At 47.1% G+C, this 26669-nt stretch carries 28 protein-coding genes; 16 read left to right on the forward strand and 12 right to left on the reverse strand.

Going from position 1 to position 26669, the window contains the following annotated elements; translation table 11 throughout:
- Positions 1-84 precede the first annotated feature (84 nt).
- Positions 85-633 (forward strand): gamma carbonic anhydrase family protein, encoded by a 549-nt coding sequence (locus R7Q39_RS22850; RefSeq protein ID WP_005379096.1) that lies wholly within the window; start codon positions 85-87, stop codon positions 631-633.
- A gap of 7 nt (positions 634-640) precedes the next feature.
- Here the strand turns inward: R7Q39_RS22850 and R7Q39_RS22855 are convergent, their stop codons facing one another.
- The 4 genes from R7Q39_RS22855 to R7Q39_RS22870 all read right to left on the reverse strand — a co-directional run bounded on the left by R7Q39_RS22855 (position 641) and on the right by R7Q39_RS22870 (position 3365).
- Positions 641-904, reverse strand: a complete 264-nt coding sequence (locus R7Q39_RS22855; protein WP_005379090.1) for a DUF1488 domain-containing protein — start codon at positions 902-904, stop codon at positions 641-643.
- A 3-nt stretch (positions 905-907) separates the two neighbouring features.
- Complete coding sequence (aroE, locus tag R7Q39_RS22860; protein WP_017821584.1) at positions 908-1741, reverse strand: shikimate dehydrogenase; 834 nt, start codon at positions 1739-1741, stop codon at positions 908-910.
- 101 nt (positions 1742-1842) lie between these two features.
- The gene (hemF, locus tag R7Q39_RS22865; protein WP_258655231.1) at positions 1843-2760 is read right to left on the reverse strand and encodes an oxygen-dependent coproporphyrinogen oxidase; all 918 of its coding nucleotides are present in this window, start codon (positions 2758-2760) and stop codon (positions 1843-1845) included.
- Positions 2761-2807: 47 nt separating this feature from the next.
- Positions 2808-3365: an L-threonylcarbamoyladenylate synthase gene (locus R7Q39_RS22870; protein ID WP_005379084.1), complete on the reverse strand. Its 558-nt coding sequence runs from the start codon at positions 3363-3365 to the stop codon at positions 2808-2810.
- A gap of 199 nt (positions 3366-3564) precedes the next feature.
- Between R7Q39_RS22870 and purE the strand changes: the two genes are divergently transcribed.
- Entirely contained in the window at positions 3565-4050 is a 486-nt protein-coding gene (gene purE, locus R7Q39_RS22875) for a 5-(carboxyamino)imidazole ribonucleotide mutase (RefSeq protein WP_033906572.1), read from the forward strand.
- A 4-nt stretch (positions 4051-4054) separates the two neighbouring features.
- Positions 4055-5188, forward strand: a complete 1134-nt coding sequence (locus R7Q39_RS22880; RefSeq protein ID WP_053308099.1) for a 5-(carboxyamino)imidazole ribonucleotide synthase — start codon at positions 4055-4057, stop codon at positions 5186-5188.
- Positions 5189-5254: 66 nt separating this feature from the next.
- On the opposite strand, the gene R7Q39_RS22885 is transcribed toward R7Q39_RS22880, so the two are convergent.
- The 4 genes from R7Q39_RS22885 to R7Q39_RS22900 all read right to left on the reverse strand — a co-directional run bounded on the left by R7Q39_RS22885 (position 5255) and on the right by R7Q39_RS22900 (position 8570).
- Positions 5255-5824 (reverse strand): type I DNA topoisomerase, encoded by a 570-nt coding sequence (locus tag R7Q39_RS22885; RefSeq protein ID WP_285400276.1) that lies wholly within the window; start codon positions 5822-5824, stop codon positions 5255-5257.
- A 76-nt stretch (positions 5825-5900) separates the two neighbouring features.
- Positions 5901-6380: a DUF494 family protein gene (locus R7Q39_RS22890; RefSeq protein ID WP_005379074.1), complete on the reverse strand. Its 480-nt coding sequence runs from the start codon at positions 6378-6380 to the stop codon at positions 5901-5903.
- 2 nt (positions 6381-6382) lie between these two features.
- On the reverse strand, positions 6383-7492 hold the full coding sequence (dprA, locus tag R7Q39_RS22895; protein ID WP_017821579.1) for a DNA-processing protein DprA: 1110 nt from the start codon (positions 7490-7492) through the stop codon (positions 6383-6385).
- Entirely contained in the window at positions 7476-8570 is a 1095-nt protein-coding gene (locus tag R7Q39_RS22900; RefSeq protein WP_318076909.1) for a LysM peptidoglycan-binding domain-containing protein, read from the reverse strand. Before R7Q39_RS22900 ends, dprA begins: the two co-directional genes overlap by 17 nt.
- Before the next feature lie 138 nt (positions 8571-8708).
- Between R7Q39_RS22900 and def the strand changes: the two genes are divergently transcribed.
- From def to R7Q39_RS22930, 6 genes are all read left to right on the forward strand, one after another.
- The gene (gene def / locus R7Q39_RS22905; RefSeq protein ID WP_005379068.1) at positions 8709-9227 is read left to right on the forward strand and encodes a peptide deformylase; all 519 of its coding nucleotides are present in this window, start codon (positions 8709-8711) and stop codon (positions 9225-9227) included.
- Positions 9228-9260: 33 nt separating this feature from the next.
- Positions 9261-10208, forward strand: a complete 948-nt coding sequence (gene fmt, locus R7Q39_RS22910) for a methionyl-tRNA formyltransferase (RefSeq protein ID WP_005379066.1) — start codon at positions 9261-9263, stop codon at positions 10206-10208.
- Between the two features lie 80 nt (positions 10209-10288).
- Positions 10289-11572, forward strand: coding sequence for a 16S rRNA (cytosine(967)-C(5))-methyltransferase RsmB (rsmB, locus tag R7Q39_RS22915; protein WP_213872078.1), 1284 nt, complete (start codon positions 10289-10291; stop codon positions 11570-11572).
- Positions 11573-11635: 63 nt separating this feature from the next.
- Entirely contained in the window at positions 11636-13012 is a 1377-nt protein-coding gene (gene trkA, locus R7Q39_RS22920) for a Trk system potassium transporter TrkA (RefSeq protein ID WP_005379062.1), read from the forward strand.
- Positions 13013-13021: 9 nt separating this feature from the next.
- The gene (locus R7Q39_RS22925; RefSeq protein ID WP_006742925.1) at positions 13022-14467 is read left to right on the forward strand and encodes a TrkH family potassium uptake protein; all 1446 of its coding nucleotides are present in this window, start codon (positions 13022-13024) and stop codon (positions 14465-14467) included.
- 26 nt (positions 14468-14493) lie between these two features.
- Positions 14494-15078, forward strand: a complete 585-nt coding sequence (locus R7Q39_RS22930) for a DUF3157 family protein (RefSeq protein WP_005379050.1) — start codon at positions 14494-14496, stop codon at positions 15076-15078.
- Between the two features lie 33 nt (positions 15079-15111).
- Here R7Q39_RS22930 and trhA read toward each other — a convergent pair whose 3' ends face one another.
- Positions 15112-15765: a PAQR family membrane homeostasis protein TrhA gene (gene trhA / locus R7Q39_RS22935; RefSeq protein WP_005379047.1), complete on the reverse strand. Its 654-nt coding sequence runs from the start codon at positions 15763-15765 to the stop codon at positions 15112-15114.
- A 70-nt stretch (positions 15766-15835) separates the two neighbouring features.
- Entirely contained in the window at positions 15836-16642 is an 807-nt protein-coding gene (locus R7Q39_RS22940; protein WP_031781056.1) for a sporulation protein, read from the reverse strand.
- Positions 16643-16938: 296 nt separating this feature from the next.
- On the opposite strand from R7Q39_RS22940, the gene R7Q39_RS22945 reads away from it, so the two are divergent.
- From R7Q39_RS22945 to R7Q39_RS22965, 5 genes are all read left to right on the forward strand, one after another.
- On the forward strand, positions 16939-17106 hold the full coding sequence (locus tag R7Q39_RS22945; RefSeq protein ID WP_005379043.1) for a hypothetical protein: 168 nt from the start codon (positions 16939-16941) through the stop codon (positions 17104-17106).
- A gap of 166 nt (positions 17107-17272) precedes the next feature.
- On the forward strand, positions 17273-17539 hold the full coding sequence (locus R7Q39_RS22950) for a YihD family protein (RefSeq protein WP_005379040.1): 267 nt from the start codon (positions 17273-17275) through the stop codon (positions 17537-17539).
- A gap of 308 nt (positions 17540-17847) precedes the next feature.
- The gene (gene ccoG / locus R7Q39_RS22955) at positions 17848-19269 is read left to right on the forward strand and encodes a cytochrome c oxidase accessory protein CcoG (protein ID WP_005379038.1); all 1422 of its coding nucleotides are present in this window, start codon (positions 17848-17850) and stop codon (positions 19267-19269) included.
- A gap of 53 nt (positions 19270-19322) precedes the next feature.
- Complete coding sequence (locus tag R7Q39_RS22960) at positions 19323-20309, forward strand: serine/threonine protein kinase (protein ID WP_065275093.1); 987 nt, start codon at positions 19323-19325, stop codon at positions 20307-20309.
- Positions 20310-20343: 34 nt separating this feature from the next.
- Positions 20344-20946 (forward strand): thiol:disulfide interchange protein DsbA/DsbL, encoded by a 603-nt coding sequence (locus R7Q39_RS22965; RefSeq protein ID WP_005379036.1) that lies wholly within the window; start codon positions 20344-20346, stop codon positions 20944-20946.
- A 46-nt stretch (positions 20947-20992) separates the two neighbouring features.
- Here R7Q39_RS22965 and R7Q39_RS22970 read toward each other — a convergent pair whose 3' ends face one another.
- The gene (locus R7Q39_RS22970) at positions 20993-21871 is read right to left on the reverse strand and encodes an acyltransferase (protein WP_005379035.1); all 879 of its coding nucleotides are present in this window, start codon (positions 21869-21871) and stop codon (positions 20993-20995) included.
- Between the two features lie 149 nt (positions 21872-22020).
- Between R7Q39_RS22970 and R7Q39_RS22975 the strand changes: the two genes are divergently transcribed.
- Positions 22021-22977 carry a DUF2860 domain-containing protein gene (locus R7Q39_RS22975; protein WP_318076910.1) on the forward strand — a complete coding sequence of 319 codons (957 nt, stop codon included), beginning with the start codon at positions 22021-22023 and terminating at the stop codon, positions 22975-22977.
- Positions 22978-23032: 55 nt separating this feature from the next.
- On the opposite strand, the gene R7Q39_RS22980 is transcribed toward R7Q39_RS22975, so the two are convergent.
- Positions 23033-24556, reverse strand: coding sequence for a YifB family Mg chelatase-like AAA ATPase (locus tag R7Q39_RS22980; RefSeq protein ID WP_005383862.1), 1524 nt, complete (start codon positions 24554-24556; stop codon positions 23033-23035).
- Positions 24557-25021: 465 nt separating this feature from the next.
- Here R7Q39_RS22980 and ilvG point away from each other — a divergent pair, with 465 nt between their 5' ends.
- Positions 25022-26668 carry an acetolactate synthase 2 catalytic subunit gene (gene ilvG, locus R7Q39_RS22985; protein WP_005378960.1) on the forward strand — a complete coding sequence of 549 codons (1647 nt, stop codon included), beginning with the start codon at positions 25022-25024 and terminating at the stop codon, positions 26666-26668.
- Position 26669 lies beyond the last annotated feature (1 nt).

Raw genomic sequence — 26669 nt, forward strand, 5'->3', positions numbered from 1 at the left:
TGGGTGTTTTTTATTCTAAAAGGCGAGTTTTCACTACTATTCTACCTCCATACACCCTGTAATCGCCCTGAATAAGGAAAAAAGATGAGCTCAATGAGAAGCTACAAAGGTATAAAGCCTGAACTTGGTGAGCGTGTTTACGTTGACCCAACCTCTGTTTTAGTCGGTGATATCCGAATTGGCGATGATTCTAGCATTTGGCCATTGGTAGCAGCGCGAGGCGATGTAAACCACATTCACATTGGTGATCGAACGAATATTCAAGATGGCAGTGTTTTGCATGTCACCCATAAGAACGCCGAAAACCCAAACGGCTACCCATTGATTATTGGTAATGACGTTACGATTGGCCACAAAGTGATGCTGCACGGTTGTGAGATCCACGATCGTGTTTTGGTTGGTATGGGAGCTATTGTTTTAGATGCTGTTGTAATTGAGTCAGAGGTGATGATCGGAGCAGGCAGTTTAGTGCCACCTGGGAAAGTATTAGAAAGTGGCTACTTATATGTTGGAAGCCCAGTAAAACAAGCTCGCCCTCTATCAGAAAAAGAACGAGCTTTCTTGCAAAAGTCTGCCAACAACTATGTGCAGAACAAAAACGACTACTTAAATGAAGTAAAAGACTTGAACTAAAACCCTGTTAACCGATGATGATATGGCCTTCTTCGTTGAAGGCTTCATCTTCTATTAGCTCTTCAGCCATTTCTTCTAGGTCGAATCTGTAATCAGTAAACACTTTAATTGCCGCTTGCTCAGTTTCAATCAGTGAACCACTGAGCTTTTCTAACTTTTGTTTCGTCACAAAGCACTCTATTAGTGCGCCTGATTGTTGCGCCGAAAAGTTTACCGATTGTGATACTTCATCCCATGATTGAATATCTGGGAATAAGATGGATTGATTCATCGCTTATTGACCTTCAAGATTCTTTCTTAGTTCTCTGAGAATTTGTTTGGCACCAGGACGTAAGCCACGCCAGAGCATAAAGCTTTCCGCAGCCTGCCCAACTAACATTCCAAGACCGTCATACGCATGAGCGGCACCATTCTCTTTTGCCCATAAGTTAAAGCTCGTCACCCCTTTGCCATAAATCATGTCATAGCTTGTACTGTTAGCGGCAAAGATGGAGGATGAAATAGTCGGCAGTTCACCACTAAGAGAAGCGGATGTGGAGTTAATGATGACATCATACTCTTCATCAATACTTGCCATCTCTTTGGCGAGGATAGGACCGTGAGAGACAAACAGCTCTGCGAGCTCTTGTGCTTTACTAAAGGTACGGTTGGTAATGGTTAAAGAGGTCGGCTTTTGATCGAGTAGTGGCTTAATAACACCACGAGCCGCACCACCAGCACCAATAATTAGGATTCGCGCACCTTCCAATACAACCTGATGCTGAAGCAGATCTTGCACTAAACCTGCACCATCAGTGTTGTCACCGATGATTTCACCATCGTCTAACTTCTTGAGGGTATTTACCGCGCCTGCTAACTGAGCCCGTTCTGTCAATCGACTAGCAAATTGATAAGCATCTTCTTTAAATGGCATAGTGATGTTGCACCCCTTGCCACCTTCAGCAAAAAACACCTTCGCCGCGTCAATAAAACCATCAACAGGTGCACTTTCTGCGGTATACACCAAAGATTGATTAGTTTGACGAGCAAACAAGGTGTGAATGAATGGCGACTTACTGTGTCCGATAGGATTACCAAACACGGCATAGCGATCGATTTGCTGGGTCATTTCCTTACCTTTGTTCCTTACTTAGATATAGAGAAAACAGGGCCACCTGATTACAGATGACCCTATCACTATCTATCTATATAGAAAAGGAGATTCCGTGCTTACCACTCTCGGGGCGTTAGGTATCGCTCGTAAAGTTCAGCTTCTGGCGATCCCGCTTCTGGCTCGTAGCAGTACTCCCAGCGAGCGAGCGGCGGCATTGACATCAGAATCGACTCAGTACGCCCACCACTTTGTAAACCAAATAAGGTGCCACGGTCATACACTAAGTTGAACTCTACGTAACGGCCGCGACGATATAGTTGGAATTCACGCTCACGCTCACCATACTCGATCTCTTTACGACGAGAAACGATCGGCAAATAAGCCTGGCAATAGCCTTCACCGACGGCTTTGATGTAAGCAAAACACTTATCAAATTCCCACTGGTTTAGATCATCAAAGAACAAACCGCCAACACCGCGAGTTTCATTACGATGTGGTAGGAAGAAATATTTGTCACACCATGCCTTATACTCTTGGTAAACATCGTCACCAAATGGTGCACAAAGCTGTTTTGCAGTGTCGTGCCATGATTGGCAATCTTCTTCAAATGGGTAGAACGGTGTTAGGTCAAAACCACCACCAAACCACCAAATTGGGTCTTCGCCATCTTTTTCTGCAATAAAGAAGCGGACATTGGCGTGTGAAGTCGGTACATAAGGGTTTTTAGGGTGAATAACCAAAGAAACACCCATCGCTTCAAAACGACGACCCGCTAGCTCTGGGCGATGCGCTGTCGCAGATGCTGGCATTTCTTTCCCTTCCACATGCGAGAAGTTCACGCCTCCCTGCTCGAAAACAAGGCCATCACGCAAAACACGTGAGCGACCACCGCCACCCAGACGCTCTCCTTTTTCACGTTGCCATGCATCTTCGACAAAGACGGCCTTTCCATCTTCTTGTTCTAACTGCTGACAAATGGAGTCCTGAAGTGACATCAAGAACTGCTTTACGGCGTGCTTATCGATCGCTGACATACGTTATTACCTATTACGTGAAACCTAATGATGGCTGGCTAGCAGGGTTAACCCTGTCTTAATATTTGTGAAGTTTTGGCGTCACGAATCTCGCTGGGTTTATCACGACCGCTGGTCTCGCCACGAAGAATGGCGACCAGCTTATCACCCAACTGCTCTTCGACTTCTTCCGTGGTCATACACGGTGGTAAGCCGGAAAGATTCGCGCTGGTAGAGGTTAACGGCTTTCCGAATGCATTACACATTTTTTGCACCAAAGGATGATCAGTCACACGAACCGCAATTGAATCAAACTGCCCTGAAACCCAGTTGGATACTTTATCGCTCGCTGGCATGATCCAAGTGTATGGGCCTGGCCAAGTGGCATGAACAGTCTGTAATTGTTCTTCAGTCAACTGAGATTCATCAATATAAGGCAAGAGCTGATCGTAACTTGCCGCGATGAGAATCAGCCCTTTTTCTACCGGACGCTGCTTGAGCTCTAATAGCTTTTGAATTGCTTCTGGGTTATCTGGATCACATCCGACACCAAAAACCCCTTCTGTTGGATAGGCAATCACTTCGCCTTGCTTGAGTGCGTTGAGCACTTGTTCAAAGTTATCCACCGATTACTTCCTATTTGTTTGACTGTGTTGTTTTCACTAAGTGTACAAATATTCATTCTCAGACACTAAAGCAATTTTTTTATAAAATGTATCAATAGCGCCAACAACAAGACGCAAACGTTTGCTTGAGATAAAAATCCCCGTATAATGCGCACAAATTTATAGCTCACCTAATTTTTGCAGCTTAAAGGAGTTTGAGATGAAAGTCGGTATCATCATGGGTTCTAAATCCGATTGGCCAACCATGAAACTAGCAGCAGACATGCTAGACCAATTTGGCGTGCCTTACGAAACAAAAGTAGTGTCAGCACACCGAACTCCTCAATTACTGGCTGACTACGCTAGTGGCGCAAAAGAGCGCGGCATCAAAGTTATCATCGCAGGCGCAGGTGGTGCAGCGCACCTACCAGGTATGGCGGCGGCGTTTACTAGTTTGCCAGTGCTTGGGGTTCCCGTTCAGTCTCGTGCACTGAAAGGTATGGATTCACTGCTCTCTATTGTACAGATGCCAAAGGGAGTTGCGGTTGGTACATTGGCGATTGGCGAAGCGGGCGCAGCAAACGCCGGTATCCTAGCAGCGCAAATCCTAGGCACTCATGATGAAAACATCATGGCGAAGGTAGAAGCATTCCGTAATGAGCAAACGGAAACAGTTCTCGCAAATCCAAACCCTGCAGAGGATTAATCAGATGCATGTACTGGTTCTTGGTGCGGGTCAGTTGGCTCGTATGATGTCTCTGGCTGGTGCGCCACTGAATATTCAAATTTCAGCTTACGATGTCAGCAGCGGTGATGTCGTTCACCCTTTAACTCAACAGGTACTTGGCCATGGCTTGGAAAATGCGATTACGCAAGTTGATGTGATTACTGCCGAGTTCGAGCATATTCCACATGACGTGCTCAAGGTTTGCGAAGCGAGCGGCAAGTTCCTACCAAGTACGCAAGCCATCAAAGCAGGTGGTGATCGCCGTATTGAAAAAGCACTGCTTGATGATGCTGGCGTGCGCAACGCGAAATACTACGTCATTGAAACTCGTGAAGACTTTGACCGCGCAATTGAACACGTTGGTATGCCAATGGTTCTGAAAAGTGCATTGGGTGGCTACGATGGTAAAGGCCAATGGCGCTTAAAAGAAGCTTCTCAAGTCGACGACATTTGGACTGAGATGGCAGAGTGCATCGCGGCAACACCAACTCAAGCGATTGTTGCTGAAGAGTTTGTTCCTTTTAACCGCGAAGTATCACTAGTTGGTGCTCGAAGCAAAGATGGAAATGTGGAAGTGTACCCTCTGGCAGAGAATGTTCACACCAACGGTGTATTGAGTCTTTCTACTGCGATTGATGCGCCAGGGTTACAGGAACAAGCAAAGCAAATGTTCACGGCTGTCGCAGATAGCCTAGATTACGTTGGCGTATTAGCGCTTGAGTTCTTTGATGTCGATGGGGCACTTTTAGTGAATGAGATTGCTCCACGCGTGCACAACTCTGGTCACTGGACACAGCAAGGTGCAGAAACGTGTCAGTTTGAAAACCATCTGCGCGCCGTGTGCGGCTTACCATTAGGTAGTACGAAATTGGTTCGTGAAACCTCAATGATCAATATTCTTGGTGAAGACACACTACCAGATGCATTGTTATCAATGGATGGTTGCCACCTTCATTGGTATGGCAAAGAGAAACGTGCAGGTCGCAAGATGGGACACATCAACGTGTGTGGCGACTACCCAGGAGAATTGCACCGTAGGTTGTGCGCTCTGGCAGACATCTTAGACCCAATAGCTTTCCCAGCCGTGCAAGCGTTCGCTAAACAGCCTCAACACTAACGTTTGGCAGCAAAAAAATAAAAAAAGGGTCGCACGATGCGACCCTTTTTAATTCCTTTGATGTATTTACCCTTGTTGGGTGTGCTGGCACTTACGGTTGGCACATTGCAATTTCACACCACTGGCGAGTTTCTTCTCCACCAACAAAGTAAAACCACATTCTTCGCATCGCCCCTTGACCGGAGCAAGGTTCACAGCAAATTTGCATTTAGGGTAGTTGTCACACGCGTAGAATGTTTTGCCAAATCGGGTTTTACGCTCAACCAAATGTCCTTTGCCACATTCAGGGCAAGCGTGTTGCTCTTGTGACTGCGCCTCTGGCTCTGGTTGATTAATCGACTCAATATGATGACAAGCCGGGTAATGGCTACAACCAACGAACATACCGTAGCGCCCTTGGCGGAGAACCAACTCATTGCCACACTCAGGACAAGGCACACCCAACTCTTTCACGATGTGCCCATCATTGCTGTGTAGCGGTTTAATATAATCACAGCTTGGGTAATGGTTACAGCCGAGAAATGGGCCATGTTTTCCGTGCTTGAGAGCTAGCTCACCACCACATTTTGGACACGGCTCGTGTTCCAAAGCGTGTTCATGGGCAGAGAAAAGGGTGTTGTCAATTTTACTACTCATACTTACCGTTTCGTGAAAAACACACAAAAAGACAAGCTCGCGTTTATTCTAGCTAAACTCGAACTTGCCCAGATGGTTAGTGAAGAATCCCTTGTTCTTTGGTGTACAACAGCTCTTCCATTAGCGTGTAAGCGTTTTCGTTGCCAGGCACATTAAACAGCACCATCAGAATGATCCATTTGAGGTCTTCAAGCTCAAACTCACTCGTTTCTAATCCCATCACTCGGTCAATCACCATTTCGCGAGTTTCTGTGGTTAACACATTGATTTGCTCGAGAAACAATAGAAATCCTCGGCATTCCAAATCTAAACGCTGCATCTCTTTCGCTGTGTAGATACGAGTTGATGACGAAGCCATGCAAGTCGAGATTGCAGAAGAGGTGTCACTTTGCTGCAATGCGGCAAGCTCTTCTAACCAGACAAGGGCTTTGTAGATATCTTTTTGTTGGAAGCCTGCACGAAGCAACTCTTCTTCCAACTCGTCTTGTTCGACCTGTAACTCTGCATCGCTATGGATGTAGGTTTCGAATAGATACATCAGTATATCCATCATCATAGCTAGCCCCTCCCCTTTCGAATATAGCCACCTGAAACCGCAACGACATGCCCAGAGAGTTCTAACTCTAAGAGCTGCATCATGACTTCTTGGACAGGTATATTGGTCCTGTTTGCAAGAATATCAACCGGTGTAGCTTCACTTCCTACGTTAGCTAACAGCTGAGGAAATGGCAATTCTTCTTCATCATTTAACGTAGAAAATAAATCGGTACTCTGATTAATAGACCAATCAAGCAAGGACTGTATTTCATCTAAGACATCTTTCGTCTTTTCTACGAGGCAAGCGCCATGACGTATCAACTGGTTTCCACCGCAGGCATTGGGGGCATTGATTGACGCTGGCAGCGCAAATACTTCTCGACCTTGCTCAAGCGCGTAACGAGCTGTAATTAACGAGCCGCTCTTTTTCGCCGCCTCGACGACCAGTACACCAAGCGATAATCCACTAATAATACGATTACGACGCGGGAAGTTTTCTGGGCGCGGCTTGGCATTAGGCCGAAACTCAGACACCAAAGCCCCGTGTTCAATAACACGTTGCGCTAAACTACGATGACGTGCTGGATAAATATTTGCTAAACCAGATCCTAGCACCGCAATCGTCTTACCACCGGCTTGCAACGCACCATCATGCGCATGACCATCAATGCCTAAAGCGAGACCACTGGTGACAATAAAATCGTGCTGAACAAACTCTGCAGCAAACTGACGTGCATGCTGTAATCCATCAATACTCGCATTTCGACTGCCAACCATCGCGATTTGTGGCTGAGAGAGACAAGTAGGGTTTCCTTGAACAAAAAGTAGAGGTGGCGGTGCAACGATTTGTTTGAGTTGAGGTGGATAACGCGGGTCAGTCAGTGTCAGGATATGATGATTTGTAGAAGCCTCAAGCCAGCTTAAACAAGCATCGACTTCTTTATCTGTTGAAGCCCAAGCTTGAATTTGCTTAGTTGTTAACCCAAGTTGTTGTAGCTGTTCAGGAGAGAAGTTTACGATGTTACGTGGCGTGTCTCTTGCCAGTAGCTTATTCATTTTGACGCCGCCAATGCCTGGTAAACAACTCAGTTTTAACCAGGCAGCGAGATCATCGTTATTTCGTCGATTCATCGATGGTTAATTCGTCCGCCAACGGTGACACCACCGAAATATCTTGGTTAATGGGTTTAGTACTGTTAGTGATCAGTGCCAAGCTAAAGTACTCATAAGGACGAATGACCAGCAACTCACCAACTTTGCTTTGAGGCAAAGTAATTTTCTTATCAAGCACGCCAAACTCTTTCTTGAACTCATCGCCGTCTTTGTAAACTGGGTGCGCGTCTTCTTTTAAATCAAACACACTGCCTTGCTTCAGATTGTCTGACGTGCCTTTATCAATCACCACGACTTGGTTAGTTGAACTAAAGCGAATGCCTTCGATATTACCTAGCAACTTTGCAGAACTGCCTTGTGGCGACGGCAGCGGATAGAACGTAGTCGTAAAGTCAGTATTCTCAACCGATTGATTTGGCAACGCGATATCGTTACGTAGGATTTCTTGCATTTGCGATGTAAGCTTCAAACCTGAATAATCACTCGAAGCTTCAACGAGCTCGCCTTTGGCAATCAAACGCAGCGCGGTAATCTCTTCGGACACATCGTCACGCGAAAAGGTAGCTACTGGTCGGTAAATAGCCCAACCTGTCGCGGTCTGATTGCCATTGATATACAGCACATCTTCTGCAGTCAGATACTTACTGCCTTTGCTGCTACCCATCACTTTTGCTGCTCTGTTCAACGAATCTTTATCTAGCAACCGATCCGATTGAAGGTAAGGCATCACCAAACCTTCCGCAACGGTTGGTACGGCTTTCTTTTCTGTGATGCGAGCTTTCGGGCTCAGCTTCTTAACCGGTTTTAGGCTCAACACGGGCTGACCGTTAATCCACACCAAAGACAGCTTGTCTCCGGGATAAATTAAATGAGGGTTATCGATTTCCGGGTTTACTTGCCATAAACGAGGCCACAACCACGGGCTATCTAAGTACATGGCCGCAATATCCCATAGCGTATCGCCCTTCACGACTACATACGTTTGTGGCGCATCATCTTTAACAGTCAGTGGGTTCGCATCCACATTTGCTACAGCGTTGAAAGAGAAAAGTAACGGCAACGTAACACTGGCAACGTTGCGGAAAATTCGATTCATGACCCTCGTCCTTGGTCTATTAAGCAGGAACCAGAATGGAAATTGGTGCAAGGATGCTGTCATTTAGGCTATAAAATGTCTAGAATTGAGCCAACAAGGTTTGTGCTGTTTCGGCACAGTTCAATATTTCGAGTGAATATGTCTGTATTACAAGTATTAACATTCCCGGATGATCGCCTGCGCACAGTCGCAAAGCCTGTTGAAGCGGTGACCCCTGAGATTCAAAAAATCGTCGATGACATGATTGAAACCATGTACGACGAAGAAGGTATTGGCCTTGCTGCAACGCAGGTTGATATCCACAAACGTATCGTAGTGATTGATATTTCAGAAACTCGCGATGAGCCGATGGTGCTAATCAACCCTGAGATTCTGGAAAAGCGTGGCGAAGATGGCATCGAAGAAGGCTGTCTGTCGGTACCAGGTGCACGCGCACTTGTGCCTCGCGCTGCAGAAGTTACCGTTAAGGCACTGGATCGTGATGGCAAAGAGTTCACCTTTGAAGCCGACGACCTGCTAGCGATTTGTGTTCAACACGAGCTTGATCACTTACAAGGTAAGCTGTTCGTGGATTACCTATCGCCACTGAAACGCAAACGCATTCAGGACAAGCTAGCGAAAATCAAACGCTTTAACGAGAAGCAGCAAAACGCTTAATCTCGAACCATACCAATTAGAAGGAAGTCTACCTTGAGTCAGTCTTTACGAATTGTCTTTGCAGGTACTCCGGATTTCGCCGCCCGTCACTTGGCGGCGTTGTTGTCTTCGGAGCATGAAGTCATCGCGGTTTACACAAACCCAGATCGTCCAGCGGGTCGTGGCAAAAAATTGGCTGCGCCACCGGTAAAACAACTGGCGCTAGAACACAATATCCCGGTTTACCAACCTGAAAGCTTTAAGTCCGACGAAGCGAAACAAGAACTTGCCGATCTGAACGCCGACCTCATGGTTGTCGTGGCGTACGGGATGCTGCTGCCACAAGCGGTTCTTGATACCCCTAAACTGGGTTGTATCAACGTACATGGTTCTATCCTACCTCGTTGGCGTGGTGCGGCTCCAATCCAACGCTCTATTTGGGCGGGCGATGCAGAAACTGGCGTGACCATCATGCAGATGGATATCGGTCTCGACACTGGTGATATGCTGAAGATTGCAACTCTGCCAATCGAAGCGACAGATACCAGCGCTTCAATGTACGAAAAATTGGCTGAGCTTGGTCCAGAAGCCCTGATTGACTGCCTAGTAGACATTGCTGCGGGTAAAGCAGTGCCAGTGAAGCAAGACGATGAGCTCGCGAACTATGCGAAAAAGCTCAGCAAAGAAGAAGCACGCATCAACTGGAACGACGATGCGGCGCACATTGAGCGCTGCGTTCGTGCATTTAACCCATGGCCAATGAGCCACTTTGAGGCGGCAGAAAACAGCATCAAAGTATGGCAAAGCCGTGTCGCAGAGCAAACCAGTGACAAGCCAGCCGGCACCATCGTGCAAGCAGATAAAACCGGTATTTATGTTGCGACAGGCAACGGCGTACTGGTGCTAGAGCAACTGCAAGTTCCTGGCAAAAAAGCCATGTCAGTTCAGGATATTCTGAATTCGCGTGCGGCTTGGTTTGAAGTGGGCACTCTGCTGGTTTAAGCCATATTAGGGGTTATTATCCCCGATTATACGAACTTTTAGAGGGCAGAGATGCCCTCCTTTACTTTAAGGTACTCATCATGAATGTTCGCGCTGCGGCTGCTAACGTCCTGTATCTTGTCGTCGACAAGGGCCACTCACTTTCAAGCGCTCTTCCAGCGGCTCAACAAACGGTACGACCTCGTGACCACGCTCTGTTACAAGAGATCTGTTACGGTGCGCTACGTTACCTCCCTCGCCTAGAAATGATCGCAAACCAGTTGATGGATAAGCCCCTCAAAGGCAAACAACGTGTATTCCATCACCTAATTCTGGTTGGTATTTACCAACTGAGCTTCATGCGTATTCCTGCGCACGCAGCAGTTGGTGAAACGGTTGAAGGCACTAAAGAGCTGAAAGGTCCTCGTCTGCGTGGTTTGATTAACGCTGTATTGCGTAACTACCAGCGCAACCAAGAAGAACTCGACCAAATGGCCGTCAGCAACAACGCTGGCAAGTACAGTCACCCAAGCTGGTTACTAAAACTGCTGCAAGAGGCCTACCCACAGCAATGGGAAAGCATTGTTGAAGCGAACAACCAAAAAGCACCAATGTGGCTGCGTGTGAACCATCAACACCACACTCGTGATGAATACCTTGCGCTGCTCAAAAATGAAAACATTGATAGCACGCCACACACAGAAGCAATGGACGCCATAAAATTGGCCGCACCATGTGACGTGATGAAGCTACCTGGTTTTGAAAAAGGTTGGGTTTCGGTCCAAGATGCGGCGGCGCAGCTCTCGATCAACTATCTAAAACCACAAGACGGCGAACTGATTTTAGATTGCTGTGCAGCGCCAGGTGGCAAGACGGCGCACATTCTAGAGCGCACATCGGGCAGTGAAGTGGTCGCGATTGACTGCGACGACACACGCTTGAAACGTGTGCATGAAAACCTGAAGCGTCTCAACCTTCAGGCAAAAGTGGTTTGCGGTGATGCGCGTAATCCACAAGAATGGTGGCAAGGCGAGCAATTTGATCGCATTTTGCTGGATGCCCCATGTTCTGCGACTGGCGTGATTCGTCGTCACCCAGACATCAAATGGCTACGTCGTGCAGACGACATCGCCGCATTAGCAGAGCTGCAAAGTGAAATTTTTGATGCCATGTGGACGCAACTGAAGCCCGGCGGCACCATGGTTTACGCGACTTGTTCAATCACACCGCAAGAAAACGTGGAGCAAGTAAAAGCGTTTTTAGCACGTACCGCGGATGCGCAACTGCTGGATTCTGATCCCGACCAGCCTGGTCGTCAAATTCTACCAGGCGAAGAAGATATGGATGGTTTCTACTACGCAGTACTAACTAAAACACACGCGTAACAGCATGCTAAATAGGGCGATTGAAGTGATTTCAATCGCCTTTTTCAGATACGAGAAAAGAGTATGAAGATCATTATTCTTGGTGCAGGTCAGGTTGGCGGCACACTGGCAGAAAACCTAGTGGGTGAAAACAACGACATCACCATCGTCGACAATAATGCCGACCGACTGCGTGAATTGCAGGACAAATACGACCTACGTGTGGTCAATGGCCATGCGAGCCATCCAGACGTGCTACACGAAGCTGGCGCGCAAGACGCCGATATGCTCGTCGCAGTAACCAACACTGATGAAACCAACATGGCCGCCTGTCAGGTCGCGTTCACTCTATTCAATACCCCAAACCGCGTTGCGCGTATTCGCTCTCCAGAATACTTGGCAGAAAAAGAAGCCCTGTTTAAATCTGGCGCTATTCCTGTTGATCACCTTATCGCACCAGAAGAACTCGTTACGAGCTACATCGAACGTCTGATCCAATACCCAGGCGCGCTGCAAGTGGTGAGCTTTGCTGAACAGAAAGTCAGCCTAGTGGCGGTGAAAGCCTACTATGGTGGCCCGCTGGTGGGTAATGCGCTGTCTGCTTTGCGTGAGCACATGCCGCACATCGATACCCGTGTGGCGGCTATTTTCCGCCAGGGTCGCCCGATTCGCCCACAAGGCACCACGATTATTGAAGCCGACGATGAAGTGTTCTTCGTTGCAGCAAGTAATCATATTCGCTCAGTGATGAGTGAGCTTCAGCGTCTAGAAAAACCGTACCGCCGCATTATGATTGTTGGCGGGGGTAACATCGGCGCAAGCTTGGCTAAACGCCTAGAGCAAACTTACAGCGTGAAGCTGATTGAGCGTAACTACCAGCGTGCAGAAAAGCTCTCTGAGCAACTAGAAAACACCATCGTGTTCTGCGGTGATGCGGCAGACCAAGAGCTTCTCTCGGAAGAGAACATCGACCAAGTCGACGTCTTCATCGCGCTGACCAACGAAGATGAAACCAACATCATGTCTGCAATGTTGGCAAAACGCATGGGCGCTAAAAAAGTGATGGTGCTGATCCAACGTGGCGCTTATGTAGACCTGGTACAAGGCGGCGTAATTGATGTAGCAATCTCACCTCAGCAAGCCACTATTTCAGCCTTGCTAACGCACGTTCGTCGCGCTGATATCGTAAACGTATCCTCACTTCGCCGCGGCGCTGCGGAAGCGATTGAAGCCGTCGCTCACGGTGATGAAAGTACATCTAAAGTGGTTGGACGTGCGATTGGAGATATAAAACTTCCACCTGGGACCACCATTGGTGCTATCGTTCGTGGCGAAGAAGTTCTTATTGCCCACGACCGTACGGTCATCGAACAGGATGACCATGTGGTGATGTTCCTGGTCAACAAAAAATACGTATCAGACGTCGAAGCGCTATTCCAGCCGAGTCCATTCTTCCTCTAGGATTTTCCTATGGTCAACTTACGTCCCGTACTGTTTGTTATCGGGCTGGTTTTATCCAAACTGGCCCTGTTTATGTACGTGCCGACTTTGGTCGCTTTCTTTACCGGTACGGGGGGATTCCTCGATTTCGCCCAAGCCGTTGTGATCACGCACCTTGCCGCCTTCATCTGCCTGACGATCGGTCGAACCGCCAAGTTCAAACTCAGCGTACGCGATATGTTCCTCATCACCAGTTTGGTTTGGACCATCGCGAGTGCGTTTGCCGCCTTGCCATTTGTGTTTATCAACCACATCAGCTTCACCGACGCCTACTTCGAAACGATGTCGGGTATCACCACGACGGGCTCAACGGTGCTCAGTGGCCTAGACAACATGGCGCCGAGCATATTGTTGTGGCGCTCTATTTTACAGTGGCTTGGTGGCATTGGTTTTATCGTGATGGCGGTAGCAGTGCTACCTATGCTGAATGTCGGTGGTATGAAGCTATTCCAAACCGAATCATCCGATTGGTCGGATAAAAGTAGCCCGAGAGCAAAAACGGTCGCCAAAAACATCGTAGCGGTTTATTTGATGCTTACTGGCTTATGCATTGTGGGCTACTTGGTCACCGGCATGAACCTGTTTGAAGCGATCAATCACGCCTTTACCACGCTATCAACGGGCGGATACTCTACATCCGACGGGTCGATGAACCACTTCTCTAATGGCGCACACTGGGTGGCCACTACCTTTATGTTCTTAGGTGGCTTGCCATTTTTGCTCTTCATCGCCGCGTTACGTAAACGCCGTATTGATGTGTTAGTTAACGACGCTCAAGTTCGAGGATTCGCGTACCTGTTCGTGTTCTCAAGCTTAGTGATTTCAGCCTGGTTAGTGATTCGAGATGGATACACCATTTTGGATGCGCTACGAGTGTCGATGTTTAATATCGTCTCTGTCGTCACCACAACCGGCTTTGGCTTAGAGGACTTCACCGCGTGGGGCGCATTACCCACAACTCTTTTTGCCTTCTTAATGATGGCGGGCGCATGTTCGGGGTCAACGTCTGGTGGGATCAAAATCTTCCGTTTCCAAATCGCAATGACACTGCTGAACAAACAGATGATGAAATTGATTCACCCTTCAGGTGTGTTTGTACAGCGCTACAACCAACGCCCAGTGAATGATGACATTGTTCGCTCGGTGGTCGCGTTTGGCTTGATGTTCTTTATCACCATCATCTTTATCGCGGGTTGCTTGAGTGCACTGGGTTTAGACCCCATCACTAGCATCTCTGGTGCCATCACTGCGGTAGCCAACGTCGGCCCAGGTATGGGAAGCGTGATTGGACCGACGGGTAACTTCGCGCCTCTGCCAGATACCGCCAAGTGGCTCCTGAGCTTTGGCATGTTAATGGGCCGCTTGGAAATTCTGACTATTCTTGTACTGTTCTTCCCTGCGTTTTGGCGCCGCTAAGCAGACTCTAATTAAAAGGTATAACAATGAAAACATGGATTACTCTGGCGACCCTACTTGCCGCCTCATCCACATACGCCGCCGAGGTCATCACTTTAGCCGATGGTCGAGAAGTGAAGTTGAACGATGACTTTACCTGGGAGTACGTCATGAAAAAACCGGCGCAGCAAGCGACGGAGACACAAACAACAGCAAGCGTAGTTGAAACAATCGCAGCTCCTGCGATTGCGACAATTCCTGTGGTAACGAAAACCGTTGGCACGACCGTGGTGGTAAACGCCAAAAAGCCAACCATGCAGCTATCAGATTCAGGTGTGGATGTATTGATTGGTTCAGCAAGCTATCAAAGCGGTGAGCTTATTTTACCTACATCAATCACTAACCAAAGCTCTCAATCTGTCATTCAAGTGGAAGTTGAGGTGCAAGTGTTTGATATGTCTGGTCAGCAACTGGCAAAAGAAAACGTGACGGTTTGGCAATCCATCAAGCGCATGGCGGATACCTACCTGCGACCACAGCAAGCGGAACAAGGTAAGAGCATTAAATTGGCTGTACCGCAATCACAGCAATACCAGTTTTCTGCCAAAGTGCTAGAGGTAAAAACTCGCTAATACGTGTTTAATATTCTTTGTTGAGCCTATCGGCTAGATAGGCTCAACAAAGTAATAAATCGCAAAGAAATGGCACACGCAGCCAGCCAAAACAAAGCCGTGCCAGATCGCATGGTTAAAGGGAATGCGCTTCGCGACGTAGAAAATTACCCCTAGTGAATACACAATTCCACCAGCAGCAAGCAGTGTAAGTCCGCCGACATCCAAGTTAATAGCTAATTGATAAATCACAATCAGCGATAACCATCCCATCACCAAATACGTCATCAAAGAAAGCTTTTTAAATCGATAGACGAACGCAACTTTCATGATGATGCCGATCAACGCAATGCTCCAAATAACGATCATCAACCCAAATGCTAGAGGTGTTCTTAAGCTGACTAACAAGAAAGGGGTATAGCTGCCTGCTATCAAAAGATAAATAGCACAGTGGTCGAAGGTTTTTAGCCAACGTTTCGCTTTGGGATGAGGGATCGCATGATAGAGCGTCGAGGCCAAAAATAGCACGATAATACTCGCACCATAAATCGCCATACTGGTAAGCGTTAAAGTGTCAGCTTGATGGTCTATGGCTTTAACTAACAGCAGTATCAAGCCAACAATACCAAAAATCATCCCTATACCGTGGGTGATGGTATTGGCCAGTTCTTCACGTTGACTGTATTGAGGTTTCTGCAGCTCGGACATCAATGCGCCTATACTAGAGTTTGAAATTTGCTCTAGTATGGCACATTAGGCTTACACGTGTAAGCTTAAATTAAGACTCATGAACGGCAGTAGTTTGATCGAGATAATTGAGTACCAGTTCGCCAACTTGATCTGGCTTAGTCGTGGCAGGAATGGTCAGCTCTCGCTTGAGTTTGCCACTACCCAGTAAGCTCGCGAGCATGCCACCTTGCCCCTTGCGTGTGCGGTCAACTTCAAACCACAACTTGAGCTCTTGCTCACTGCGGTGGGCAACAAATTCTAATTCGCGCCACACGCCGTGGTAAGGTCCGTCGGTTGGCACCAGTTCAAACTCTTGCACAAATGGTAGATCGAATCCTTTCACTTCCTCGCATTCCACCTGGCGAATTCGTAAACCTTGCGCTTCAAATGCAGATAGTACCGCATCCATCAGTGGATCAGGTCGAACGGTGAGGATGTCTTTATCAGTCGGATCCAAAGCAGCGGCAACGTCTAAGCCGGTTTCTAACCATACTTTGGCATCACCAATGGTGATAGGCGTGTTCCAAGGCACATCGAGCTTAACATCGAAGGTACGCTCTTCGCCGGAATGGATGGTAAATGCGTAAGGGAGACTCCACTTAGCAAGCACATGAGTTTGAGGTACTCGGCGCATGCTGTGTCCTTCTCGCGCACCACGGTCATCAGGGGCTTCTGCGATGTAGCGGCAACAGAGTTTTAAATCAATGTTGTCGATCGCTTGTTCAGTCGCACCACCATATACATGGATCGACACATCCACACTTTGACCTGGGTATAGCACGTCTTGGTTTAAGATTGAGTCGACCTTCGCGCTCCCAATCCCAAAACTGGCAAGTGTCTTCTTCAAAAATGACATAGGCACCTCCTTCATCGAGATCTCATACTACTACTGCTGATCGTGGGATCAAACAAAAATTGCCTCGAACATCGCGACAAAATGACAAAATCTAAACAATTCAATTGCTCAACTATCGACCAATTATTACAAGGATGCTAATCTTACACTTGATATGCATGCATATCGGTATTCCTGACTCATTAACTGGATTGGCGAGAGCCAGAAGAGTGATTCTTCAATCTTGTTGGAGCCTAGCTCATAATGATTCAGGCCATTACATCGGCAATGGATATGCCTGACAGTTAGGTAAATTAATGCGCCCAACAACAGTCAGGTTCGCACACACTAATACTAGTGCAATGCGCCGCCGCAGTGGCTTTACTACTGCACCAAAGGCAAAGCAAGTTGCGCCAGCAATGACATTGGTTGAGAAGACAGCAATGATGTCGAGTGTTCCGGCCAAAGTTATCAAAGCAGCTTAATCAAAAGCGCGGCGCCAGCTGCGCTTTTTTCTTTGCGCGCTACTCATAAAACTTCAAAGACTTAGAACAAACCACGGTGAAAGAGATCGTTTTTCCTATTTGGTCTTAGCAAAGCAATTTGGTACCTTTACTGCTAATTACACCTATAAATTCTGTGGAGAAAGAAATGAAGTGTCATCGCATTGAAGAGCTGCTTGAGCTACTAGAGCCTGAATGGCATAAAGATCAAGAGCTGAACCTCTTGCAGTTCATCGTTAAGCTGGCAAAAGAAGCAGGCTATAAAGGAAAGCTAGAAGATCTGACCGACGATGTACTGATCTACCACCTTAAAATGCGTAATAGCAGCAAAGATGAAATGATCCCTGGACTCAAAAAAGACCAAGAGGACGATTTTAAAACGGCGATCCTACGCGCTCGTGGCATCATCAAATAACTAGCTCAACAGCCAGTATTCTTTAAGCGACTCTCTCTGTGAGTCGCTTTTTTATAACCAAAGTTTTTAGTCCCACAATTGGTTATAACTGTTCAGCCAATTATCAGGTTAACTGTACTGATTTTTGTTGTTAAACATTGACTGCGTTAAAGAAACGGAATTGTTATTGATTGTATAATCGCCGTTCATCAGTATTTACTAAAATAATTATGTTCGGTCATCTTTATGACGGAACGAGCAGCAATGTCATCGAGCGACATCAATAGAAATGACGCCGTACATTATAAAAGCCTAAGAAGGATGAGTGCATGAGTCAGGACAAGATCGATATCAAAGATGTGACTCCTAAAACCTATAATCCCAAAACCCACAAAGGAAACGGGGATCGGTTTAACCCAAGTAATCGCATCTATGTACGCGAAAGTAAAGGAACTTACCAGAAACTGCGTCGTTACGGTGGTTGGTTCTTACTACTTCTCTTCGCTTTGATACCGTGGATTCCTTACGGTGAACGTCAAGCGATCTTGCTTGATATTGGCAACCAGCAGTTCAACTTTTTCGGTACCACACTGTACCCACAAGATCTTACCCTACTCGCCTTGCTGTTTGTGATCGCGGCGTTTGGGTTGTTCTTTATTACCACCTTCTTAGGTCGGGTTTGGTGTGGCTATCTCTGCCCACAAACCGTCTGGACCTTCATGTATATCTGGTTTGAAGAGAAGCTCGAAGGTAGTGCCAATAAACGCCGTAAACAAGACTCCAATAAGCTGACGGCGAATTTAGCGATGCGTAAAGCCGTCAAACATATAGCTTGGTTTGCCATTGCACTCGCCACTGGTTTTACTTTTGTTGGCTACTTCGTACCAATGAAGCAATTGGTTATCGACTTTTTCACCTTTAACGCCAACTTCTGGCCCGTATTTTGGGTAATGTTCTTTGCCATTTGTACTTATGGTAATGCTGGTTGGATGCGTTCCATCATGTGTATTCACATGTGTCCTTACGCGCGCTTCCAGTCTGCCATGTTTGATAAAGACACCTTCATCGTTGGCTACGATGCAAAACGTGGGGAAAAACGTGGCCCACGTCCGCGTAAAGCCGATCCAAAGCAACTTGGTTTGGGTGATTGTATTGATTGTGATTTGTGTGTGCAGGTGTGCCCAACAGGTATCGATATTCGTGACGGCTTGCAGTATGAATGTATCAACTGTGGCGCCTGTATTGATGCGTGTGACAACACCATGGATCGCATGGGCTACGAGAAAGGCCTAATTAGTTACACCACCGAGCATCGCTTATCGGGTAAGAGTACCAAAGTCATGCGTCCGAAGCTGCTAGGCTATGGTGCCGTACTACTCGTCATGGTCGGTCTTTTCTTTGCCCAAATTGCAGCGGTAGACCCAGCAGGCATGAGTGTTATTCGCGACCGTAACCAACTGTTCCGCGTTAATAGCTCGGGAGAAGTAGAAAACACCTACACCCTCAAGGTGATCAACAAAACTCAGCAAGTGCAAGAGTACTCGTTGGATGTTGAAGGGCTATCCGATGTAAGCTGGTATGGTAAGCAGACAATTCAGGTCCAGCCAGGTGAGGTATTGAACCTGCCAATGAGTCTTGGTGCCGATCCTGACAAGCTAAACTCTGCGATTACGACAATTCAGTTTATACTCACCGATAAGAGCAACGAATTCACTATTGAAGTAGAAAGCCGTTTTATTAAAAAACTATAGCGCTACTTCAGTGACTAACGGAAAAAGGCTCAGTAATGAGCCTTTTTGTTTATATGTCCCAAAGTATGTTTAACTTTGACGCCCTTACCCCAGATTTTATGTGGTACGCGTTAGAAAGCATCGGCGTTCGCGCAGAATCAGGCTTTCTTCCCCTCAATAGCTACGAAAACCGTGTTTATCAATTTACTGACGAAGAGCGTCGTCGTTATGTCGTCAAGTTTTACCGTCCTGAACGTTGGAGCAATGAACAGATCCAAGAGGAGCACGACTTTACTTTAGAGCTGATTGGCAATGAGATCCCCATCGCACCACCTGTGCGCATCAACGGTGAAACCCTGCATCACTATCAAGGCTATGCTTTTGCGCTGTTTGATAGCGTGGGTGGTCGCCAATACGAGGTTGACAATTTAGATCAGCTCGAAGGTGTAGGGCGTTTCCTTGGCCGCATCCATAAAGTTGGCAACCGCCAAGCCTTCCAACATCGCCCTACGATCGGCTTACAAGAATACCTGTATCAACCAAGAGAGATTCTGCAAAACGCCAATATGATTCCAATGCACTTGGAGAACAGCTTCTTCAATGACTTGGATATGCTGATCAAATCAATTGAAAGCCACTGGCAAGAAGGCTTCAATATGATTCGTTTGCATGGCGATTGCCACCCAGGCAATATTTTGTGGCGAGATGGCCCTATGTTTGTTGATTTGGATGACGCTCGTAACGGCCCTGCAGTACAAGACTTATGGATGCTACTGAACGGTGAACGCCAAGACAAACTGATGCAGTTGGATATTGTTTTAGAGGCTTACCAAGAGTTTTGCGACTTTAATCCTGCAGAATTGAAACTAATCGAGCCACTTCGCGGTCTACGAATGGTGCACTATATGGCATGGCTAGCAAAACGTTGGCATGACCCTGCATTTCCTCTCGCTTTTCCATGGTTTAATGAGCCAAAATACTGGGAAGGTCAGGTCCTTGCATTTAAAGAGCAGATCGCCGCTTTAGAAGAAGCACCGCTGTCTTTAATGCCTCAATGGTAAGTCAGGCCAAAAATTCAAAAATGGAGATATTTCGATGAAAAAACTGTTCGCACTGTTTTCTATGCTGATGTTAAGCCTGTCGGCACATGCAGCGCAATTCAAAGAAGGTGAACATTACAAAGTATTGGATCTTGAGGCATCAAAAAAACCTCTTGTGACGGAGTTTTTCTCTTTCTACTGCCCGCACTGTAATAGCTTTGAACCAGTTATCCAGCAACTGAAAAAGCAGTTGCCAGAAGGTACTAAGCTATTAAAAAACCACGTTTCTTTCATGGGTGGCAACATGGGCCCATCAATGAGCAAAGCCTACGCAACGATGGTTGCACTAAAAGTGGAAGACAAAATGGTGCCAGTGATGTTTAACCGCATCCACAATCTAAAGAAAGCACCACGTAATGATGAAGAACTTCGTCAAATCTTCCTTGATGAAGGTGTAGACGCGAAAAAATTCGATTCTGCATTCAAAGGCTTCGCGGTTGATTCAATGGTTCGCCGTATGGACAAGCAATTTGAAAACAGCGGTCTAACCGGCGTTCCTGCGGTTATCGTTAACAACAAATACCTAGTTCAAGCACAAAGCATCAAAACGATGGATGAGTACTTCTCTCTGGTGAACTACTTGCTGACACTAAAATAAGCACATCGATATCAATCAAAAGGGGAGCACGTCGCTCCCCTTTTGTTTATTTGTAAATCTCTTGTAGCAACCGATCTTTTTCTTGCCACACATCCCCCAACCATTGCTGAAATTGTCGCTTATAGGGCTTATCGTTGAAGTAATCACCAAGCACTCTTTCATCAACGGGTAACACATTTACACGCACAACCACCTTGCTCATGCGGCCCATCAATAAATCCTTGAACGGTTTATGCGTATTTTCTGGGTACGCCAACGTCACGTCGATAATGCTCTCGAACTGTTCCCCCATCGCCGCTAACGTGTACGCAATCCCGCCCGACTTTGGTTGCAGCAAATATTGATAGTTTGCTTTACTCTTACGCTGCTTTTCTTCGGTAAATCGGGTTCCTTCGACATAGTTAACCACTGTGGTTGGAGTGTGTTTGAATTTAGCGCACGAGCGACGTGTCGTCTCTAAATCTTGACCTCGCTTATGAGGGTTGCGGATCAGATACTCTCGCGAATAGCGACGCATAAATGGCATATCGAGCGCCCAACACGCCATCCCGATGAAAGGCACATACAGCAGTTGTTGCTTGAGGAAAAACTTCGGCATGGGAATACGGTCTTTAAACACGCAGCAAAGCACAACAATATCTGTCCAACTGAGATGGTTACTGATCAGCAGATACCACCCGTCTTTTTTAAGCGCTTCACCGCCCTGAACATCCCACTCAACACGGTTAGATACCGCCAGAATGCACGCATTAACGGTAGCCCATAACCACATCACCTTATTGGCACAAGCGGTCGCTATCGCTTTTAGCTTTACGCCAGGAAGCAATATTTTAAATACAGCGATAACACAAATTGCGAGTGAACAAACCGCAGAATTGAGAATCACAAAAGAAGCGTTAAAAAAAAATAACAAATATGCCAACATGATAGTCAAACAACAGTGATAATGTGTGAAGAATAAAACAGCGTGTAATTATACTGCGCCTTTGCCACATTGGAACATGCGTGGGAATGGTCAGATTTGTTACCGTAACCAATATGTGCACCACTCATTCGACAACAAGGAGATAACGAATGAAACCAAGGCGACTTATCTTGCCTTTGGCCTTTGTCGTCAGTTCTGCTCAGGCTCAACTCGCTGAAACCGCAGGTTTTGGCGGTGAAATTTCGCTGAATGCCGGATTCATATCATCAGAATCCAATTTCAATACAGAAAATAGTAACACCATCGATTCTCTCGATAAGCGTGCCGATAGTGACAGTTCTGTTATCGCTGCACCGCTAGGGAGTGTGACATACACCTTTGGTAGCCGACTCAACCACCAAGTTTACGCCGGTACCACACGCTCAGATGTCGCGGTAGGTACACTCGCTTTTCAGTTGGGCTATCAACACGAGCTACAATCTGGCACCGTGCTCGATGTTTCCTATCTGCCGACGGTACTCAAAGGCGAAACTTGGCGCAACCCTTATCAAGTAGGAACCGCACGTAAAGAGACGGATGTTGACGGCAATGCGTATCGCTTTCAGATCAAAGGGTTAATTGATAAGAACTTCAACCTTGATCTTGCTTATGCTGATAAAGACATCGAGCAGGAGGAAGTGACAGACCGCTCACTTGCTCGCGATGCTAACCTTTACTATGTCAAAGGCGACTATCGCATTCCACTCAACCAAACGTCTATGTTGCAACCCGCTTTCACCTACATCAATCAAGATGCCGACGGTAAAGCGGAGTCATTTGATTCGTACGGATTTGACATTAGCTGGTTTAAATTTATCAACCGCCATCGATTGGCCCTCACAGCGGGTTATGCATGGAAAGACTATCAAGCCGCTAGCCAAACTTTTGCTAAAACACGAAATGACGACACCATCAGCCTATTTGCGGCCTACGAATATCAAAACGTATTTGACTGGCAAGACTGGTCGTTCATTTCTTTAGCCGGCTATAGCCAAACTGACTCGAATATCACGTTTTATGAGGAGAAAGAGTACCTATTGTCGCTTGGTCTCAACTACACCTTCTAACGTCCTTCATCGCAACAAGGTGCTTACAACACTTGTTGCGATGACACTTTGCTGTCTATACCGCTTGCGCCGTAAGCTGTTTCAGTAAACGGTCCATCGCTCGATACCCAAGTGCCTCGGCCAAGTGCGTTCGTTCAATTTGCTCCGCCCCATCCAGATCGGCGATTGTTCGCGCCACTTTGATAATACGATGATACGCACGAATCGAGAGTCCTAAACGGTGCAAAGCGGTTTCAAGAAACTCAGCATCACTCTTATGCAAGGGACAAAACGCCTCAATTTCTCGACTACCTAGCAGTGCATTGACCTTACCACTGCGGTTTAGCATATTGTTACGCGCATGGCTCACACGCGCTTTTACGATAGCAGTCGGCTCACCGCGATCACCTCCTTCTGCTAATGTCCCTTTGGGCAAAGCTGGGATTTCTAAAGACATATCAAAGCGATCTAACAGTGGTCCAGATAATCGACCAAGGTAGCGCAAAATAGCTTGTGGATTGGTGCGCGCTTGATTGCCTTCGTAATATCCTGTCGGGCTTGGGTTCAATGCTCCAACTAATTGGAAACGAGCCGGAAAGCGTGTTTTACCTTGCGCTCGAGAGATAATGATCTCGCCAGATTCGAGCGGTTCGCGTAACGAGTCCAGAACTTTACGATCAAATTCGGGCATTTCATCGAGAAACAATAACCCGTTGTGGGCTAAAGAGATCTCCCCTGGTCTGGGTACCGAACCACCGCCGACTAATGCCGCCATTGAACTTGAATGATGCGGAGAACGAAACGGACGCGACTTCCAGTTATGCTCATTAATTTCACTCTGAGTCAACGATGCCACCGAAGCGGTTTCCATTGCTTCTTCGTCACTCATTTCCGGTAATAAGTCACACAAACGCGAAGCCAACATCGTTTTTCCAGTACCTGGCGGGCCAAGGAAAAGTAAGTTGTGGTTTCCAGCGGCAGCAATCTCCAGTGCTCGCTTACCTTGTTGTTGGCCAATAATATCTTGTAAGTCTCGACCATGTTTTTCGATCGTTTTTCGCTTAGGCGTTTGAAAAAGATTCAGTCGATGTTGACCACAAAGCTCGGCACATACTTCCAGTAATGATTGGGCCGATTTATGTTGTTCCTTCCCCACCAGCGCCGCCTGATCGCCATTCACATGTGGGACGACCAAATGACGTTGAATCTTACTGGCTTCCAGCGCAGCAGGCAGCACACCTTTTACAGGTCTCAGACCACCAGATAACGCTAACTCACCAACAAATTCGTAGTTTTTGAGCTTATCTGTCGCGATTTGCTCCGAAGCGGCCAAAATTCCCAATGCAATAGGAAGATCAAAACGCCCTCCCTCCTTGGGTAGATCTGCCGGAGCCAAGTTCACGGTGATCCGCTTAGCAGGAAATTGAAAGTTAGAATTAATGATCGCACTGCGTACGCGATCTTTGGACTCTTTTACCGTTGTCTCTGGCAAGCCTACTAAGGTAAACCCTGGCATGCCGTTGCTGATATGAACTTCTACACTAACCGATGGCGCTTGCACCCCGACGCTTGCTCGACTATGAATGATTGCCAGCCCCATACGTTCCTCAATTTTTTTGAACACTCTGTAAACAAATGTTTTATCTAGTTGGTTATGTTATATACCGCGTCCCAATTGAGAGTTAATGTGAAAAAAGAATGACTTTTTGCTTGTCATGCAGCGGAATTGTGTGATACCACTAATGACGCAAACAATTTCGTAGAACATTACACAACATTTTTTAACGAAAAAAGAACGACAGACAGATGAACCTTTTCGCTCATATCAACGCACTGCTAGCCCTGATTATCGTGGTCATTATTGGCACCGCGCGGGGTATTGTGGGCGAAAGGTAACCACAAATTACAAAAAACCCCCGCACTGAAAAGTCCGGGGGTTTTTTTACAACTACAAGTTGTCATCTGTCTAACCCTCGGACAGTTTAACGGGAAGAATGGGAGTGCACATGAAGTGCAATAAATATGGCAATCGCTACGAGCCACAACGTAGCAAAGGAGGTTTACGATGACTGGTGCACAACTTGTCGTAGCCGCTTTAAGACAGCAAGGCATCGAAACCGTTTTTGGCTACCCCGGCGGGGCCATCATGCCAATCTATGATGCTTTGTATGACGGTGGGGTGGAACACATCCTATGCCGTCACGAGCAAGGGGCCGCTATGGCAGCTATTGGGATGGCTCGTTCCACTCAAGACGTTGCTGTGTGCATGGCAACTTCTGGCCCTGGAGCCACTAACCTTGTTACCGGCCTTGCCGACGCTTTCCTTGACTCCGTACCTCTAGTTGCCATCACAGGCCAGGTTGCTAGCTCTCATATCGGTACCGATGCATTCCAAGAAATGGATGTGATCGGAATGTCCCTAGCCTGTACTAAGCACAGCTATCTCGTGACCGAAATTGAAGATCTAGCTCCGACACTTGCCGAAGCCTTTGAGGTCGCAAAAACCGGTCGTCCGGGTCCAGTCATTGTCGATATCGCCAAAGACGTTCAACTCGCTCAAGCACCTACAGACCTTCTTCCTCCATACATAGCACCAGCAATCGAAGATGTCAGCGCTGAAGATATCAAACGTGCGCAAGATGTGCTGGCAGCATCTACTCGCCCAGTGTTGTATGTTGGTGGTGGCGTGCAACTTGCGAAAGCAACCGATGCAGTACGCGAATTTCTTCGCTTAAACCCAATGCCTGCAGTTAGCACATTAAAAGGCCTCGGTACCATTGAACGCCATGATCCTCACTATCTTGGTATGTTGGGTATGCACGGCACCAAAGCCGCTAACCTAGTGGTTCAAGAAGCCGATCTATTGATCGTGGTTGGCGCGCGCTTTGATGACCGTGTGACGGGTAAGCTCGACACGTTTGCACCAAATGCGAAAGTGATTCACATCGACATTGATGCTGCGGAGATTCATAAACTGCGCCACGCCAACGCACCATTACGTGGCGACATCAACACCATTCTTCCTCAGCTAGAGCTAACTCAAGATATTTCACCGTGGGTTCATCACAGTGAAAGTCTGCGCAGCGGCTTTAAGTGGCGTTACGACCACCCAGGCGAGTTAATCTACGCACCGCTATTGCTTAAACAGCTGTCTGACATGATGCCAGATAGCTCAATTGTCTCGACCGACGTCGGTCAGCACCAGATGTGGGCAGCGCAACATATCCAGCCACGCGAACCACAAAATTTTATCACTTCTGCTGGCCTTGGCACCATGGGCTTTGGCTTGCCAGCGGCGATGGGTGCTGCAGTCGCACGTCCTGATGATCAGTCTATCCTTATTACAGGTGACGGTTCATTTATGATGAACGTTCAGGAATTGGGCACGCTGAAGCGTCGTCAGATTCCAGTGAAGATTGTCCTTCTTAATAACCAACGTCTTGGCATGGTTCGCCAATGGCAGTCATTGTTCTTTGACGGTCGCCACAGTGAAACCATTCTTGATGACAACCCAGATTTCGTGATGTTAGCAAAAGCATTCGATATCCCGGGCAAAACCATCACCAAGAAAGAAGAAGTCGAACCTGCTCTCAAAGAGATGCTAGCGAGTGAAACTTCTTACATGCTTCACGTTTTGATTGATGAAGAAGAAAACGTGTGGCCATTGGTGCCACCTGGCGCATCAAACAGTGATATGTTGGAAAATACATAGG

Source organism: Vibrio sp. 947 (assembly GCF_033339115.1).
In the GTDB taxonomy this organism is placed as follows: Bacteria; Pseudomonadota; Gammaproteobacteria; order Enterobacterales; family Vibrionaceae; genus Vibrio; species Vibrio alginolyticus.